The sequence below is a fragment of the uncultured Desulfovibrio sp. genome (genome assembly GCF_944324525.1).
GTDB lineage: Bacteria > Desulfobacterota > Desulfovibrionia > Desulfovibrionales > Desulfovibrionaceae > Desulfovibrio.
Map to the genome: position 1 here is coordinate 32,795 of NZ_CALUWS010000020.1, position 17,109 is coordinate 49,903.

Annotated in this window: 12 protein-coding genes and 2 tRNA genes; 6 read left to right on the top strand and 8 right to left on the bottom strand. The window is 64.8% G+C overall.

Going from position 1 to position 17,109, the window contains the following annotated elements; genetic code table 11:
• Nucleotides 1-599: 599 nt before the first annotated feature.
• The 6 genes from infB to Q0K12_RS06835 all read right to left on the bottom strand — a co-directional run bounded on the left by infB (nt 600) and on the right by Q0K12_RS06835 (nt 6,379).
• Nucleotides 600-3,614 (bottom strand): translation initiation factor IF-2, encoded by a 3,015-nt coding sequence (gene infB / locus Q0K12_RS06810; RefSeq protein WP_297261327.1) that lies wholly within the window; start codon nt 3,612-3,614, stop codon nt 600-602.
• A complete protein-coding gene (locus tag Q0K12_RS06815; protein ID WP_297261329.1) occupies nt 3,607-3,825 on the bottom strand; it encodes a YlxR family protein in 219 nt (72 codons plus the stop codon). Before Q0K12_RS06815 ends, infB begins: the two co-directional genes overlap by 8 nt.
• Nucleotides 3,826-3,838: 13 nt before the next feature.
• Complete coding sequence (nusA, locus tag Q0K12_RS06820) at nt 3,839-5,173, bottom strand: transcription termination factor NusA (protein WP_297261331.1); 1,335 nt, start codon at nt 5,171-5,173, stop codon at nt 3,839-3,841.
• A gap of 61 nt (nt 5,174-5,234) precedes the next feature.
• A complete protein-coding gene (locus tag Q0K12_RS06825) occupies nt 5,235-5,990 on the bottom strand; it encodes a ribosome maturation factor RimP (protein WP_297261333.1) in 756 nt (251 codons plus the stop codon).
• A 233-nt stretch (nt 5,991-6,223) separates the two neighbouring features.
• Nucleotides 6,224-6,300 (bottom strand) — tRNA-Asp (locus Q0K12_RS06830).
• Nucleotides 6,301-6,303: 3 nt separating this feature from the next.
• Nucleotides 6,304-6,379 (bottom strand) — tRNA-Val (locus Q0K12_RS06835).
• 351 nt (nt 6,380-6,730) lie between these two features.
• On the opposite strand from Q0K12_RS06835, the gene Q0K12_RS06840 reads away from it, so the two are divergent.
• Nucleotides 6,731-7,975, top strand: coding sequence for a polysaccharide deacetylase family protein (locus Q0K12_RS06840; protein WP_297261335.1), 1,245 nt, complete (start codon nt 6,731-6,733; stop codon nt 7,973-7,975).
• A gap of 265 nt (nt 7,976-8,240) precedes the next feature.
• Here Q0K12_RS06840 and typA read toward each other — a convergent pair whose 3' ends face one another.
• Nucleotides 8,241-10,070, bottom strand: a complete 1,830-nt coding sequence (gene typA, locus Q0K12_RS06845; protein ID WP_297261338.1) for a translational GTPase TypA — start codon at nt 10,068-10,070, stop codon at nt 8,241-8,243.
• 121 nt (nt 10,071-10,191) lie between these two features.
• The gene (locus Q0K12_RS06850; RefSeq protein WP_297261340.1) at nt 10,192-11,034 is read right to left on the bottom strand and encodes a purine-nucleoside phosphorylase; all 843 of its coding nucleotides are present in this window, start codon (nt 11,032-11,034) and stop codon (nt 10,192-10,194) included.
• 158 nt (nt 11,035-11,192) lie between these two features.
• On the opposite strand from Q0K12_RS06850, the gene Q0K12_RS06855 reads away from it, so the two are divergent.
• The 5 genes from Q0K12_RS06855 (at nt 11,193) to Q0K12_RS06875 (ending at nt 16,989) form a co-directional block, all read left to right on the top strand.
• Nucleotides 11,193-12,623 (top strand): biotin carboxylase N-terminal domain-containing protein, encoded by a 1,431-nt coding sequence (locus Q0K12_RS06855; protein WP_297261356.1) that lies wholly within the window; start codon nt 11,193-11,195, stop codon nt 12,621-12,623.
• 71 nt (nt 12,624-12,694) lie between these two features.
• Nucleotides 12,695-14,947, top strand: coding sequence for a carboxyl transferase domain-containing protein (locus tag Q0K12_RS06860; RefSeq protein WP_297261342.1), 2,253 nt, complete (start codon nt 12,695-12,697; stop codon nt 14,945-14,947).
• An 18-nt stretch (nt 14,948-14,965) separates the two neighbouring features.
• The gene (locus Q0K12_RS06865) at nt 14,966-15,613 is read left to right on the top strand and encodes a biotin attachment protein (protein WP_297261344.1); all 648 of its coding nucleotides are present in this window, start codon (nt 14,966-14,968) and stop codon (nt 15,611-15,613) included.
• 12 nt (nt 15,614-15,625) lie between these two features.
• Complete coding sequence (locus tag Q0K12_RS06870; RefSeq protein WP_297261346.1) at nt 15,626-16,381, top strand: hypothetical protein; 756 nt, start codon at nt 15,626-15,628, stop codon at nt 16,379-16,381.
• Between the two features lie 62 nt (nt 16,382-16,443).
• Nucleotides 16,444-16,989, top strand: coding sequence for a single-stranded DNA-binding protein (locus Q0K12_RS06875; protein WP_297261348.1), 546 nt, complete (start codon nt 16,444-16,446; stop codon nt 16,987-16,989).
• Nucleotides 16,990-17,109: the final 120 nt, after the last annotated feature.

The window sequence follows — 17,109 nt, forward strand, 5'->3', positions numbered from 1 at the left end:
CGCCGTCCCGCACCCCGCGGGACGAGCGTCCGGGCGGCGTCGGAGCTTCCGCGCCTTGGGCGCGGCGATCTCCTCCGCGCCATGACGCGCTTGCTCCATCAAACAGGATAATGAGAAGCTCTCAGGGCCACGGGCAGCACGTTGCTTAGAGCGTTTCACCTTTGAAAAAGGTGAAACGCGAGGCGGCGGCACAGCGCCGCCCGGCCCAAAGTGAGCGGAAAAACCGCGTTTTTTCCGCGAAACGCCAGGCCGTATGGTTTGGAACGCGCAGCGTTTCAAACGGAAAATGCTCTAAAGACTGATGCAAGAGGATTCCACCTGATGCGCCGTCGCAAAGGCTGACGGACAAGCGGATAGAGAGGCAGAGGACGACAAGGTGACGGGACGACATTTTTTATGATGCCGTCGGGGGACCGGCGGACGGGCGTCGCCTTGCGAGACAAGCAGGCCGCGCATCGACCTGGCAAAAGTTTGGGGAAGGGAGAGGGGGAGCGCGAGGGGGAGAGGGGAACCGTTTTGAAAAACGGTTCCCCTCTCCCCCTCGTAACAAGCGCCTTCCCCCGCGACAGCGGGGGCGCGCCGTTCAACATCTCGACGAATTAGAGCGTGGCGGCTTCTTCGACGGTCTCAAAGGCTTCGATGATGTCGCCGATCTTGATGTCGTTGAAGTTCTCGAGGCCGACGCCGCATTCGTTGCCCTTGACCACTTCGCGGGCGTCATCCTTGAAACGCTTGAGGGAGCTGATCTTGCCGGTGTAGACCACCACGCCGTCGCGCAGCAGGCGCACCCCGGCGTTGCGGGCGATCTTGCCGTCCGCCACATAGGAACCGGCGATGATGCCGACCTTGGGCACGCTGAAGGTATTGCGCACTTCGGCCTGACCAAGGTAGACCTCGCGCTGCACCGGGGCCAGCAGACCGGCCATGGCGCTCTTGATGTCGTCCACCAGCTTGTAGATGATGTCGTAGAAGCGGATATCCACATTCTCGCGCTCGGCCACATCCTTGATCTTGGCGGTGGGCCGCACATTGAAGCCGATGATGATGGCTTGCGAGGCCGAAGCCAGCAGGATGTCGGACTCGGTGATGGCGCCGGTGCCGCCATGCACCACGCTGATGCGCACCTTGTCCGTGCTCTGCTTGTTGAGGGCTTCGGTGATGGCTTCCAGCGTGCCCTGCACGTCGGCCTTGAGCACCAGATTGAGGGTGAGCGCCTCCTGATCCGAAGCCCGGCGCGAGAGGAAGGTCTCCAGCGTGACGCGGGATTCCTTGGCCAGTTCCTTTTCACGCTGCTTGACGGCGCGGGCATCGGCGATGCGGCGGGCCAGCTTTTCGTCAGCCACGGAGAAGAATTCCTCGCCGGCTTCCGGCACGCCGTCAAAGCCCTGCACTTCCACGGGGATGGACGGGCCGGCTTCCTTTACCTTCTTGCCCTGGTCATTGAGCAGGGCGCGCACACGACCGGAGAACTGACCGCAGACGAAGGTGTCGCCCTGACGCAGCGTACCTTCCTGGATGAGCACCGTGGCCACCGGGCCGCGGCCCTTGTCCAGCTTGGCTTCCACGATGCGCCCGTGAGCGGGCTTGTCGGGATTGGCCTTGAGCTCGAGGATCTCCGCCTGCAGAGCCACCATTTCCAGCAGCTCGTCCAGGCCTTCGCGGGTCTTGGCGGACACGCGGGCCACGATGGTGTCCCCGCCCCAGTCTTCGGGCTGGAGGCCCAGCTCGGAGAGTTCGCGCAGCACACGGTCGGGGTCGGCCCCGGGCTTGTCCATCTTGTTGACGGCCACCATGATTGGCACGTTGGCCGCCTTGGCGTGGTTGATGGCTTCGCGGGTCTGCTCCATGACGCCGTCGTCCGCCGCCACCACAAGGATGACGAGGTCCGTGACCTGCGCGCCACGGGCGCGCATGGCCGTGAAGGCCTCGTGGCCGGGCGTGTCGAGGAAGACGATCTCCCCGCGCTTGGTCTTCACATGATAGGCCCCGATATGCTGGGTGATGCCGCCCGCTTCGCCGCTGGTCACATTGGATTTGCGGATGGCGTCCAGCAGGGAGGTCTTGCCGTGGTCGACGTGGCCCATGATGGTCACCACCGGCGGACGCGGCTTGAGATCTTCCGGCTTGTCCGGTTCGCCGGACAGCAGGTAATCACTTTCGGAGAAGCCGGTCTTTTCCACTTCGTAGCCGAACTCCGCCGCCACGAGGGTAGCCGTGTCGATATCCAGCGACTGGTTGATGGTGGCCATGACCCCCAGACCGAACAGCACCTTGATGATCTCGGTGCTCTTCAGACCCATCTGGTGCGCCATGTCCGCTACCACGATGGCTTCATCCACGCGGATCTTGCGCTTGGCGGCCTTGAGGGGCTGGGTGGCCTGCTGGGCGGCGGGCAGAGCCTTGCCGGGCTTGCGGCGGCTCTTGCCGCGGTTCATGCGCGGCACATCATCCTCGTCCTGATGCCCGAAATCTCCCTGCTGGAAATCCACGGTACGGCGGCCCTTGAGGCGCTTTTTCTTGCTCTGGCCGTCGCGGCTGTCCAGCGGCGCAGGCTGGGCGGGCGCGGCATAGCCGCCGCCGGGAGCGCCCGTGCGCGGGCCGCGTCCCTCGCCGAAGCCGGGACGGTTGCCGGGCCGCGGGCCACGGTCGCGTCCGTCACGGTTGTCGCGCCCGTCGCCGGTACGGCCGTCGCGGCGGCCTCCCCGGTCGTCACGACCGGCCGCATCCCGCTGGGACGTGCTGCCGGGCGCGGGACGGCTGATGACGCGTACCTGCGGCGCGGGCGCAATGACGCGGGCGCGCTGCACCGTGGCCACTTCAGGGGCGGCGGTTTCCTCTTCCGGCGCTTTTTCCCGGGGTTCCGGCGCACGCGGGGGCAAGGTGGGCGCGGAAGAACCTTCGGGCACGGCAGAGGCATCGGGGCGGGCGTGGCGGGCAGACCGCGCCTTTTCGGCTCCCTCGTTCTCCTGGGGCTGTTCCGGCGTACGGGACGCCGCCTCGGCAACCGGTTCCTCAACGGCCGCTTCCGCCGCCGGAGGCGTCACCTCGGGCTCCTCGCTGCTCACGGCAGGCTCCTTTTCCGCAGAGGCCGGCTCAGCGGCGGCATCCTGCGGACGGCTGATGACGCGGGCAGGCGCAATGATACGGACGTTACGGGGCTTTGCCGCCTTTTCGGCAGGCGCTTCGGCTTCCGTCTCGCCGGCGGGCGCTTCCGCCGCCGGGGCCGCGGGGGCCTCTTCCGTTACGGCAGGCGCGGGTTCGGCAGCGGCCGCCACCGGTTCCGCCGGACATTCGGCAGCCGGGGCTTCAGCTTCCGCCGCCTGTTCCGCCACCTTCTCTTCCTGCTCCGCCGCGGCAGGCGCGGCGGGCACGGGCTCGGCGGCAACGCGACGGCGGCGGCGCACGATGACGCCGGACTCGCTCTCCCGGCGCGTCACTTCATTCTGCCGCGAAGCGGCAAAGTATTCCCGCACACGGCTCACGTCTTCCGGCGTAAGCAAGGCCGTACTCTGCCTGGCCGAAATGCCCAGTTCACGGGCGACGGTCAGCACTTCCTTGGGCTGCACGTCGAGTTCGGCGGCCAAATCTTTGATTTTCAGTTTCGTTTCAGGCATTCTTACCCCCCTTGCGCCGTGCGTTGGGCCGGTATTTCTCGAAACGCTTGAGGCATTCCGGCTTGTCGCACACATACCAGCCCCTGCCCGGGCGGGTCCTGGTCGCATCAATAATCAAATTTCCCTGCTCGTCCTTCACATGCCGCAAGAGCGCGGTCTTGGCGCTGCGCTCCCGGCAGATCACGCACATGCGCTCAGGCACATGAGACACGACGCCCGTCCCGCTAGTCGTCCTGCTTCTCGCCGTCGGCCTCGCGGGCGTCCCCAGTCTCTTCCGGCGCTTTCAGCAGCTCCACGGCGGAGGACTCGGGGGTCTTCTCCACCACGGGCGCGAGGAAGTTGATGGCGGAACGCAGATCCGCGATGCGGGCGTCGGAGATGGCCAGCTTGGCGGCAAGCTCCTCGTCGGTCGCTTCACGCAGCTTTTCCAGAGAGGAATAGCCCGCCTCGAGCAGCGCCTCCATGGACACCTCGGCCACACTGGCCACCTGCTGCAGGCCGTGCCCGATGGCATTGGCCTCGTTGTAACGGCTTTCGGTGAAGATATCGACCTTCCAGCCCAGCAGGCGCGCCGCCAGCTTCACGTTCTGTCCCTTGCGGCCGATGGCGTTGGTCAGCTGATCGTCGGGCACGATGACTTCCAGCAGGTTTTCCTCCTCGTCCACGACGATGCGCGAGACCAGCGCCGGCGCAAGGGCGTTGCGGGCATAGGTGGCGATATCCGCGCTCCAGACCACGATGTCGATGCGCTCGCCGCGCAGCTCCTGCACGATGTTCTGGATGCGCGAACCGCGCACGCCCACGCAGGCCCCCACGGGGTCCACGTCGCGCTCGCGGGAGAGCACGGCCACCTTGGCGCGGGAGCCGGGATCGCGGGCCACGCCCATGATCTGCACCACGCCGTCGTCCACTTCCGGCACTTCACGCCGGAAGAGCGCGGCCATGTAATCGCGATGCGCGCGGGAAATGACGATCTGCGGGCCGCGTCCTTCCTTGCGCACCTCGATGATCAGGGCCTGCACCCGGTCGTTGCGCTTGTAATGCTCGCGGGGGATCTGCTCGTCACGCGGCAGAATGGCTTCCGTGCGGCCGAGGTTGACCACCCAGCCGCCCTTGTCGCGACGCTGCACGATGCCGGAGACGATCTCGCCCACGCGATCCTTGTATTCATCGTAGATGATCTCCTGCTCGGCGTCGCGCATGCGCTGGATGATGACCTGCTTGGCGGACTGGGCCGCGATGCGGCCGAGGTCTTCCACCTTGACCCGAAAGCCCATCTCGTCGTCGATCTGCACGGACGGATCATGGGTGCGGGCTTCGGAAAGCTCGATCTGCGTATCAGGATTGAGCAGGTCGTCATCCTCCACCACGATCTTGAACTGATAGACTTCGATATCGCCGGTATTGTCGTTGTAGGACACTTCCACATCCATGTCCTCGCTGAAGCGGCGCAGCACGGAAGTGCGCACCGCGTCTTCCAGCGTGTCGATGAGCATATCCCGGTCAAGACCCTTATCTTTGCTGATCTGGTCAATGGCCTTCTTGAGTTCAAGATTCATAATTGCCTCCGTGCCGCCCTGGCGGCCTCAAAATCCTCCCGGCAGATCCTTGGCCGGGTCGCTATCCTTTCAGTGCGGACGCCACATCGTCGTCCAGCGCGTCATTCTTGCGCGGCTGCCGGGCCGCATCCCGTCCCGCCGGGGCGGGCGATGCGGCGCGCGTCTCCCGCCGCTCCTTGCGCCGCCCTCCTCCGCCGGGCCTGCCGGGCTTTTCCGGCGCGCGGAACACATGCACACGGGCGACCCGCCGGGTCATGTCCCAGGGCAGGCGCACAGGCTCCACCGCTTCAGGCAGCACCTCCCCTTCGGGCGTGATGCCCGCCGGAGCCAGCAGGAAGGCATCCGCCTCCACCGCCTCCAGCCTGCCGCGCCAGGCGCGGCGCGGCGCCATATCCGCCCGCGGGGCGTAGGCGGCCTGCATGCGGGCCTCCACCATATCCCCCACATAAGGGCGCATCTGCTCCGTCGAGAAAAAGAGCCTGTTGAAGCCGGGCGTGGAGACTTCCAGCACATAGGCCTGCGGGATGATGTCCTCCACCTCAAGGGCGAGCCCCAGGTGGCGCGATATCTCCTCGCACTGGTCGATGCTTGCCGAAGGGAGCGCCGGCTCCGCCGCATCCGCGGCATCCTGCGCCGCGGCGGCCAGCTCTTCGGCCACGACATGCGGATTGCGCCCGTCCGAGGGGACATCCACGAAAAGGCGCACCACCATGCGGCCGCTCTGGGCGATCTCCACCCCCCAGATGACCAGCCCCAGCGATTCCACCACCGGGGCGGCAAGGCGGACGACCGCCTCAGCAATCGGATTCTGATTCATGTATTCTCGCCGGCCGCTTTGCAGATAATAAAAAAAGGGGGCCTTTTCAGGCCACCCCGGAACGCTTGCCGCAGGATGTCGCCGTCCGGCATGAGCCGTTGACGCTGAATTGAGATTGCTTACCACCCTTCCCTTCAGCTGTCAAGCCTTTTCCGCGCCAGCCCTGCATATGCGGGCAAGACGCGCCAAAGACGGAAAAAAGCGCACTGTTTGCACAGTGCGCTTTTACCTTCTGGCGGAGCGGAAGGGACTCGAACCCTCGGCCTCCGGCGTGACAGGCCGGCGTTATAACCGTCTTAACTACCGCTCCAGATGGTGGGCAGTACAGGACTTGAACCTGTGGCCCCCGCCGTGTGAAGGCGGTGCTCTACCAGCTGAGCTAACTGCCCTCGTCGCAAGATTGGTTCTACGCAAATCACCCCCTCTCGTCAAGCAAATTTTTTCAAAAAAAGGACTATTTTTCGAGAAAATTTATAACATGGTATGATAATTGATAAATTTTACATACCGCAACGTCTGTTTGCTTGCGGCAGGCAAAAGGCAGTGATAGATACTGCCTCGTTATGGCGGCAAGAGCGTTTCGAAACGTGAGGCGGCGGCACAGCGCCGCCCGGCCCAACGTGAGCGGAAAACCGCGTTTTTTTTCCGGGAAACGACGGACCATATGGTGTGAAGCGCAACGCGTTTCACACGGAAAACGCTCAAGGACCGCCAAAGGCAGAAGAGAGGGGTTGCGGAGTATGCGGTGGAAAAGTTTGATCATCCTGCTGTGTCTGGCGGCATGGCCGCCTCTGGGCGGCATCGCCTACGGGGCTGCGGTCGTTTATGACGGCTCGAGCATCAGCCGGCAGCAGATGCGCGAGAATCTCTGCGCCCTAACCTTTGATGACGGCCCCTCCCGCAATACGAGCCGCCTGCTGGACATGCTGGCCGATTACGGCATCCATGCCACGTTTTTCCTGCTCGGCAAGAATGCGGCCCTGCGCCCCGCTCTTGTCCAGCGCATCGTGAGCGAGGGCCACGAGGTCGGCAACCATTCCTGGTCGCATCCCAAGCTGCGCGCCCTCAACCGGGAGCAGCAGCATGAGGAGCTGCTCAAGACCGACGCCCTCCTGCGGGAACTGGGCGCGAGCCCCCGTCACATCCGCCCCCCTTATGGGGCGTATAATGAAGATACGCTGGCGCTGGCCGAGGAAATGGGGCTTTCCATCATGCTCTGGTCGCAGGACAGCCACGACTGGAAGCGCCTGCCCGTGAGCTACGCCCTGCTGCCCAATACGCTCGGCCACGTCTACGGCCCCGGCGAGCTGCGCGGCATCTTCCTCTTCCATGATTCCCTCAAGCGGACCGTGGACGACCTGCCGCGCATCATTGCCGAACTGCGGGCCGGGGGTTGCCAGCGCTTCGTCACCGTCAGCGAATATCTGGAAGGGCTGGACGAAACGCCGCCCCTGCTCATGACCCGCAGGACGCCGCAACCCCATTCGGAACAGGCGGAAGAGATGCCGCCGGAAAGCTTCCCCGACGCCATGCAGGCGAGCGCCGGCGGCATACCCGCCGGCAGCACCCCGATCCCCATGGCCCGCTGCAGCCAGCCCTGGGTCCCGGCTGCCGAGGCCGTCCCGCCCCGCGCCGCCCTGACCGCGGATCATGGCGCCGCCGCGGCGGAAGGGACCGTCAGCGCGCAGAGCGAAGCGTCCACGGCGGCGGCCGCCGCCGGCACGACGGCACGCCGTACGCGGCAGGCCGCAGCCAAAAAGGCCTCCGCCACAGGCCGGGAAAAGGCTCCGGTCTACCGTGTCGTCCATCCGCAACCGGCCGCCTCCCCCACACGGCAGGAAAATGCCGCGCCGCGTTACCGGGTGGTGCAGCCCTATCCGCTGCCGCAAGCCACGCAGGCCGGCGCCGGGCGCAGCACCAAGGGCCGCGCGGGAGCTATGGAGCCGCGCCCCTCGCGGGCGGCGGCCGCTTCGGACACGTTTTAGCCTGCAAAGCTGGCGCGCTCCAACCCAGCAAGACGTAAAAAAAGGCCGCCATCCCGCTGTCTCTTTAGCGGGATGGCGGCCTTTGGACATCCGGCCGACGAACGCGGGAGGATTCCCGCATGAGCGCATTTGCCGTTTGAAACGCACGGCGTTTCAAAGCATACGGCCTGACGTCTGGCGGAAAAAGCGCGGATTTTCCGCTCGCTCTGGGCCGGACGGCGCTGTGCCGCCGCCTCGCGTTTTACTTTTTCAAAGATAAAACGCGCTAGCCTTTCTTTTTCGCGCCGGCCATCTGGTAACGCTTCTGGGCGGAAAGTTCCGTCTTGCGCAGGCGGATGGACTGCGGCGTCACCTCCACGAGCTCGTCTTCCCGCACGAAGTGCAGGGCATGCTCCAGGGTCATCTTCTTGACCGGGGTCAGGATGACGTTCTCGTCCTTGCCCGCGGCGCGCAGGTTGGTGAGCTTCTTTTCCTTGGTGGCGTTGACGTCGATGTCGTTATCCCGGTTGTGCTCGCCCACGATCATGCCCTCGTAGACCGGATCGCCCGGCTCCACGAACAGGGTGCCGCGCGGCTCCAGATTGAAGAGGGCGTAGGCCACGGCGCTGCCGGGACGGTCGGCCACGATGGAACCGGTGAAGCGGGTGGGGAAGTCGCCGCGCCATTCCTCGTACCCGTCCAGATAGGAATTCATGATGCCGGTACCCTTGGTATCGGTAAGAAATTCATCCCGATAGCCGATGAGCCCGCGCGAGGGCACGGTGAACTCCAGACGGACGCGGCCGGTGCCGTTGTTGATGCAGTTGAGCATGCGGCCCTTGCGCTGATTGAGCTTGTCCGTCACCACGCCCATGAAATACTCGTCGCAGTCCACATAGAGATGCTCGATGGGCTCCAGGACCTTGCCGTTCTCGTCCTTCTTGAGGATGACTTCCGGCCGGCCCACGGAGAGCTCGAAGCCTTCGCGGCGCATGGTCTCGATGAGGATGGCCATCTGGAACTCGCCGCGGCCCTTGACGAGGAAAGCGTCCTTGTCCGCCGTGTCTTCCAGACGCACGGCCACGTTGCGCAGGCACTCCTTCTCCAGGCGCTCGCGGATGGCGCGGCTCTGCACGATCTTGCCCTCACGCCCGGCCAGCGGAGAGGTGTTGATGCCGAAGCGCATGGCCACGGTGGGCTCGTCCACCCGGATGCGGGGCAGGGCGCGCGGCTTTTCGCGCGTGCAGATGGTGTCGCCGATGGTCACGTTCTCGATGCCGGCCAGCACCACGATGTCCCCGGGGCCCGCCGATTCCACCTCGGCCAGCTGGAGACCGTCGTAGACCTGCAGCTTGGTGGCCCGCAGGGGGCTGGGCTGCCCGTCCTCGCCCATGCAGACCAGCGCCTCCTTGGCGTACACCGTGCCGTGCATGATGCGGCCCACGGCCAGCCGGCCCAGATAATCCGAATAGTCAAGGTCGGCCACCAGCATCTGGAAAGGCTCGGCCGGGTCGTGCGCCGGGCCGGGGATGTGCTTGAGGATGGTCTCGAACAGCGGCGAGAGGTCCACGCGCTCGTCCTCCAGGCCGTACATGGCCACGCCGTCGCGGCCGATGGCGTAGAGCACCGGGAATTCGAGCTGTTCGTCATTGGCCCCGAGATCGATGAAGAGGTCATAGACCTCGTTGAGCACTTCATCGGGACGGGCGTCCTTGCGGTCGATCTTGTTGACCACGACCACCACGGGCAGCCCGGCCTCCAGCGTCTTCTTGAGCACGAAACGCGTCTGCGGCAGCGGCCCTTCCGAGGCGTCCACCAGCAGGATGGCCCCGGTGGCCATGGACAGCGAACGCTCCACCTCGCCGCCGAAGTCGGCATGCCCGGGCGTGTCGATGATGTTGATCTTTACGCCCTTCCAATGCACGGCGCAGTTTTTGGCGGCAATGGTGATGCCGCGCTCGCGTTCCAGATCCATCTTGTCCATGACGCGGTCGTCCACCTGCTGATCGGCGCGAAACACGCCGCTCTGGCGAAAGAGGGCGTCCACCAGCGTGGTCTTGCCGTGGTCGACGTGGGCGATGATGGCCACATTGCGAAGGGAGGAGTTCTGTTCCATGAAAGAGACCTTTGCCTGCCGTTACATGTGCTGCGCGCGTCCCGGGGACGCAGAGCGCCCCGCAGACGGACGGGGCAGGCCGGCCGTCCCGCAGGGCGCGGGCTGAAGATGTATGCGTTTTTCAGAATTTTGTCACCATGTCCAGCAGGAGGCGCTCCAGCCGGCGTCCGGCCTTGCCGGCCACCTCGATGACCTCCTCGATGGGGACGGGCGACATGCAGTCCGGCAGGTTCTTGTTGCTGAGGCAGGAGATGCCCAGCACCCGCAGGCCCAGATGCCGCGCGGCCAGCACTTCCAGCACGGTGCTCATGCCGATGGCGTCCGCGCCCCACTGGCGGTACATGCGCGTCTCGGCCGGGCTTTCCATCTGCGGGCCGTGCACGCCGATGTAGACGCCGCGTTCCAGCCGGATGCCCAGCATGGCGGCGCTCTCCAGCGCCAGCGCGCGCAGCTCTGGATCGAAGATGCAGCTCATGTCCGGGAAGCGCGGCCCCCACTGCTCGACGTTGGGACCGGCCAGCGGCGTCGTGCCGGTAAAGTTGATCTGGTCGGTCATGAGCATGAGCGAGCCGGCATCGAACTGCGGATTGAGCGCCCCGGCGGCATTGGTGACGACGAGGGAACCGATGCCCAGACCGGCCATGACCCGCACGCCCATGCAGACCTGCGCGGGGCTGTAGCCTTCGTAGAGGTGGCAACGGCCCTGCTGGGCCAGCACGGGGATGCCCGCCACATCCCCCAGCACGAAGGCTCCGCTGTGCGAGTCCACCGTGGAGAGGGGGAAGCCCGGCAGTTCGGCATAGGGCACACGCACCGCATCGCGCATGGCCGCCACCAGCCCGGAAAGCCCCGTGCCGAGCACCATGCCCACGCGCGGCTTGGCGGCCCGTCCCGTGCGGCCAGCCTCGGAAAGCTTTTGTTTCAGCGCGGTTACGGCAAGCTGGACTTCTGACAGATTTTGCATAAAATACCCTCGTATTCGTCAGTTTTCCGTGTCTGCGCCCTCCTGCTCCCGGCAGGCGGTCGCATTCACGCGCATCATATCCCGGCCTGTCTCGCAGTTCAAGCGAAGCTTCCGGCCGGCAGGAGTGTATCTTGCTGAACCTACAGGATCTCTATGCCATGCCGCTGGAAAGCCACAAGGTCCTTGTGGCCAATCGCGGCGAAATCGCCATGCGCATCATGCGGGCCTGCCGCAAGCTGGGAGTGGCCTTCACGGCCATCTATACCGCGGAGGACGCCGCGTCCGGCCATGTGCGGCTTGCCCGCGAGACCGGCGGGGAAAAAAGCCTTTACCGCGTCTCCTCCTATCATGACGCCAATGAGCTCATGTCCGTGGCGGACGAGGCGGGCTGCACCGCCGTGCATCCGGGCTACGGCTTCTTTGCCGAAGACTTCCGCTTTGCCCGCCGGGTCATGAAGCGCGACCGCAAGATGATCTTCATCGGCCCCTCGTGGAAGATCATCCGGGAACTGGGCGACAAGATCAACACCAAGCGCCTGGCGCGCAGTCTGGGCGTGCCCACCGTGCCCGGTTCCGACCGGCCCATCTATGACGAGATGGAAGCCGAACGCATCGCCCGCAGCGTCTTTGAATTCCAGGAGCAGCAGGGCATCCGGCGGCCGCTCGTGCTGGTCAAGGCCTCGGCCGGCGGCGGCGGCATGGGCATCGAGGAAGTGTACGATATCGACGTCTTCCGTTCCGTCTACCGCCGTATCCGCAATTACGCCCTGCGGCAGTTCAAGGACGAGGGCGTGCTCATCGAGCAGCGCATCACCGATTTCAACCATCTGGAAGTGCAGGTGGTGTCCGACCGGACGGGCCGCAATCCCGTGCACTTCGGCACGCGTAACTGCTCCATCCAGTCCACGGGCCTGCAAAAACGCGTGGAAGTGGCTCCCGGCTTCGCTCCCGGCCCCATCACCTATTCCTTCGATGCGGCCAAGGTGCTCACGGACATCGTGGATTATTCGCTCACCATGGCCCGCAAGGTGGGCTACGACAACGTGGGCACCTGGGAATGGATCGTCACCCGCAAGGGCGAGCCCTTCCTCATGGAAGTGAACACCCGCATCCAGGTGGAGAACGGCGTGTCGGCCCGCATATCCCGCATCCGGAAAGACGGGCAGCTGATCGACGATGTGGATCTGCTGGCCGAGCAGGTGCGCATCGGCCTCGGCCAACCGCTCGGCTACACGCAGGACGACATCAGCTTTGACGGCGTGGGCGTGGAATACCGCCTCATCGCCGAGGACCCGGACAACCGCTTCACCCCCTGGGTGGGCCGTATCGAACGCTTCCAGTGGAAGCCGCAGCCGTGGCTGACCATGCTGACCCACGTCCCCACGGACGAACCGTACGAGATCCCCACGGAATTCGACCCCAACCTGGCTCTGGCCATCGTCTGGGGCAAGGATCTGGAAGAGGCCAGGAATCGCGGTCTCTCCTTCCTGGAGGATCTGCGCCTTGAAGGCCGGAACAATGCCGGTGAGGAGCTGAAATCCAACGTCAACTTCCTCAGGGCCAATACGGAACGGATCCTGCGCTTCTAGCGCCGGATGCCGCGCCTGGGCGCGGCGCCCCCATACGACAAACAGAGCGCTTTGCGGCGTGTGCGAACAAGATGGACAACAATATTGAAAAACGCATTCAGGGGCTGACGGACAGGCTCACCTACGCCCGCGACATCTTTGCCGGCAAGCATGAGGAAGACATCCGCCTGCTGGAAGAAAAGCTGGCGGTCTTTGAAGGACGCGCCCGGCGCGGCGAACTGGCCGATCCCTACAACGATGTGGTGGCGCTGGAAGAACTCTTTGCCTTTGTGGAAAAGCGGCTGGAAAATGCCGTGACCCCCATGGACAAGGTGCGCATCGTGCGGCATCCGCAACGCATCTGCCTGCGGGACATCCTCGAGAACGTCTATGACAACTTCACCGAGGTCGGCGGGCAGGACGAGCACAGCCTTGATCCCAGCATGCTCATCGCGCGGGCCGTCATCACCCGGCGGCGCGGCAAGAAGACCTATACCCAGTCGGTCATGGTCATCGGGCAGGAAAAAGGCCACGGGGCGGAGTTCCGCAACGGCGGTTCGGTGAAGCCCTGGGGCAACGCCAAGGCCCTGCATTACATGAGCGTCGCCGAGACCGAAGGCATCCCCATCCATACCTACATCTTCACGCCCGGCTCCTATCCCATTGAGGACTATCCCGGCGCGGCCCAGCAGATCGCCCGCAACATTTACGGCATGGCGGGCCTGCGGGTGCCCATCGTGGCCGTCATCTCCGAGGGCGGTTCCGGCGGGGCCGAGGCCATCGGCCTGGCGGACAAGCGCCTCATGCTCTCCCACGGCTACTATTCGGTCATCTCGCCCGAAGGGGCCGCGGCCATCGAGGGACGCCTCAAGGCCGGCCAGCGCGCCACGCCCGAACTCATCGAGCATTGCGCCGGCAGCCTCAAGATCACCGCGCAGGACAACCTCGCCTTCGGCTACATCGACCGCGTGGTGCAGGAACCGCCGCTGGGGGCCCGTCCCTATCATTTCGACTTTTTCCGCTCCCTGCGGCAGGAAGTGCTGCGCGCCACGGACGAAGTGGTGCTGAGCCACCGCAAATGGCCGGGCTTCCGCGGGCTTGCCGTGGCCCGGGTGCGCAATCCCGAGGCCAACCTCGACGAGATGCATACCCGCTGGGGCCTGAGCGCCGCCGCCAAGGACCGCATGGTGGAGCTCCGCCAGCAGAAATTCCTGCGGCTCTCGCGGGAAGCGGCCGTGGACAACCGTCCCTTCATGGCCAAGAATATGGCCGCTCTGCAAGACTGGCTGATCACCCCCTGGATGCACGTCAAGTACGACTTCTTCCGCAAGCATCAGCGCAAGATCAGCACCTTCATGGAAGAAATGGGCAATGAAGTGGAGATGTTCAAGAACCGTCTCCTCAGCCCGTGGTACAAGATGACCCGCCGTCTGCCCGGACGGCAGGCGGAGGACAAGGTGCAGGAGCTCACCGCCCTGTCCACCTGGACGGACGATTCCCGCCGCAGCCGCTGGAATTATCTTTCCCCGCGTTACAAGATCGACCGTACCCTGACCTGCCCCAACAGCGAGTCTTACGGCTGCCTCGACCTCTGGGGGCCTGACCTCTTTGCGGAATTCGCGGGCGTGTGCAGCCATTGCGGGCATCATTTCCCCATGGAGCCCGAATGGTACGTCAAGAACGTCTTTGACCTCGACTCGGTCTATGAGTTCAACAGCGAGATCGAGGCGGGCAATCCGCTGGCCTTCCCCGGCTTTGAAGAACGCATCGCCGAAGCCCAGAAAAAGAACAACACCAAGAGCGGCTGCATGACCTTTGAAGCCCGCATCGACGGCATCAAGATGGTGGTGGCCATGCTCATGGGGACGTTCCGCGGCGGTTCCGTGGGCGCGGCCGAGGGCTACAAGTTCGTGGAAGCCGCCCAGCGGGCCCAGAAAAAGCGCTATCCCTTCCTGGCCTATGTGCACGGCACGGCGGGCATCCGCATCCAGGAGGGCACCAACGGCGTCATCCAGATGCCGCGCTGCACGGTGGCCGTACGCCGCTATGTGGAGTCCGGCGGCCTCTACATGGTGCTTTACGACACCAATTCCTTTGCCGGGCCGGTGGCCAGCTTCCTCGGCTGCTCGCCGTATCAGTTCGCGGTGCGCTCTTCCAACATCGGCTTTGCCGGGCCGGGCGTCATCAAGGAGACCACGGGCATGGACATCCCGCCCAAGTACCACCGCTCCTACCACGCCCTTTCGCGCGGCCACATCCAGGGCATCTGGGATCGCCGCCAGATCCGTGCCAACCTCAAGCAGGCCCTGCTTACCATCGGCGGGCGCAATCTGTACTACCGCTAATGCACGGCAGGAACGCATATGATCAACATCTCCGAATTGCTGGAAGAAATCAAAGCCTCTCCCTACCGGGAGATCACGGTCAAAACGCCGCATACCGGGCGGGTGACCTTTGCCGGCCTGCAGCCGGGCCAGGAAGTGCTGGGCCCACAAGGCCAGTGGAAGGAACGCCCCGGCACCCTGCTGGCCACCCTGGAGCGCGAGCGGAACCCCAAGCCCATCTGCGCCACGGAAAAGGGCATTATCGACAGCATCCACAGCGATCTGGAAGGCCAGTACGTGGAGGCCGGCACGCCGCTCATGGTCATTCGCCACATGCTGACCAAGGATGAGGTGGAATACCTCATCCTCAAGAAGACGCTCCATCTTTTTCTCGCGCCGGAGCGGGCAAAATACTACTTCACGCCGGAAGTGGACAAGAAGATCCGCGCCGCGGACGCCCATTCGGTGGTCGTGCGCGACGGCATGGAGCTCATGATCATGTCCCGCATGAAGCGTGAGGTGCCCCTGCACTACAGCGGCCCGGAAGGGGTCATCTACGCCGTCTACTTCAAATATAACGAAAATATCGATGCGGGCGCGCCGCTCATCGGCGTTTGTCCGCAAGACCAGCTCCCGGCCATCCAGGACGTGATCATGCGCGTCAGGACGGAATGGACGGAAAAATAAGGACAACAGCATATGGGCAAGGCGCTGCAAATCCGCCTGATGGCCGTCACGCCGGATGTCGACAAGGTCTCGGCGCGCTGGCCGCAGCTTTCCCAACATATCTGTGATGCCATTACGGACGACGATCTGCCCAAGCTTCCGGCCTGCCGCAGCGTGCTGGATCTGGCCCGGGCCCTGCCGCAGACCTTGCGCCTCTCGCTGAGCGAGGCCGAGCCCGTGGTACGCGCCGTGGCCCGTCTTGAAGACGCGCTGGGGATGTGGCAGGTGGACGCCGCCACGCGTGCCGCCCGGGAGCTGGAAAGCCGTCTGGATATCCATGAGGAAAAGTTGGCGGCCCTGCAGGGCATCGTCCAGCAGCCGCCCGTGGACCTCCCGGTACTGCAGCTCCGCACCATGGCCGACAGCTGGAATCCCTCCCTGTTGCCCAAGCTCTGGCCGACCCTGTTCACCCGCCTTTTTGACCGCAGCGGCGAAACAGGGCAGGGCGTGGCCGAGATGGTGCAGGCCCTGCGCAACCTGGGGCAGCGCCACGGCTGGTCAGGGGAGAGCCACCCCGCCATGGGTCGCCTGCTGGATGAACTGGGGGCCCGCTGGCATGCGCTGGAGACCGCCTGCAACATGAACGACCCGCGCACCGCCAACCGCCTCAGCGACCAGATCGAGGAGCTGCTGACCCGGCTGGAGCAGGCCATGCCCTACGGCAGCGGCGCGACCCCGCAACCCAAGCGCAGCCTCTGGGCCATCTTCGGCCGCAAACTCAGAGACTGATCTCCCAACTGTTCCCCTCTTGATGCCGCCAGCTGCGCGGCAAGACGTTCGAGGTTATCTCCATGCTCAATAAAGTCATGATCATCGGCCGTCTGGGGCGCGACCCCGAATTGCGCTACACCCAGACCGGTTCTCCCATCGCCAGCCTGAATATCGCCACGGACGAGTCCTATGTGGACCGTGACGGCAACAAGGTGGAGCGCACCGAATGGCACCGCGTTTCCGTTTTCCAGCGTCAGGCGGAGAACTGCGCCAATTATCTCACCAAGGGCAGCCTCGTGTATGTGGAAGGCAGCCTGCAGACCCGCAAATGGCAGGACCAGAACGGGCAGGACCGCTACACCACCGAGATCAAGGCCCAGCGCGTGCAGTTCCTCGACCGGCGCGGCGACGGCCCGCGTGGGGGCGAAGGCATGCCCTCCGGCGGTTATGAGGACGAATACGCTCCGGCGCCGCAGCGGCAGTCCTACCGCAATGCGCCGCAAGGGCAGGGCGGCGGGCAGCGTCCGGCTCCCCGGCGGCAGCCCCAGCCGGCCCCGCACGATGACGACCTCGGCCCGGCCTTTCCTTCGGAAGCCACGGCCGGCATGGACGAAGTGCCGTTCTAGGGCCTGTTGGCATTATCCACTGTTTGTTTCGGGGGAAGGGAAGCCCCTCGCTCTGCTGTCGATGCCCGTAAGGCTCCTGCGTCGCCTAACGGGCACGGCCTGCGGCCGCCTTTCGGTCGC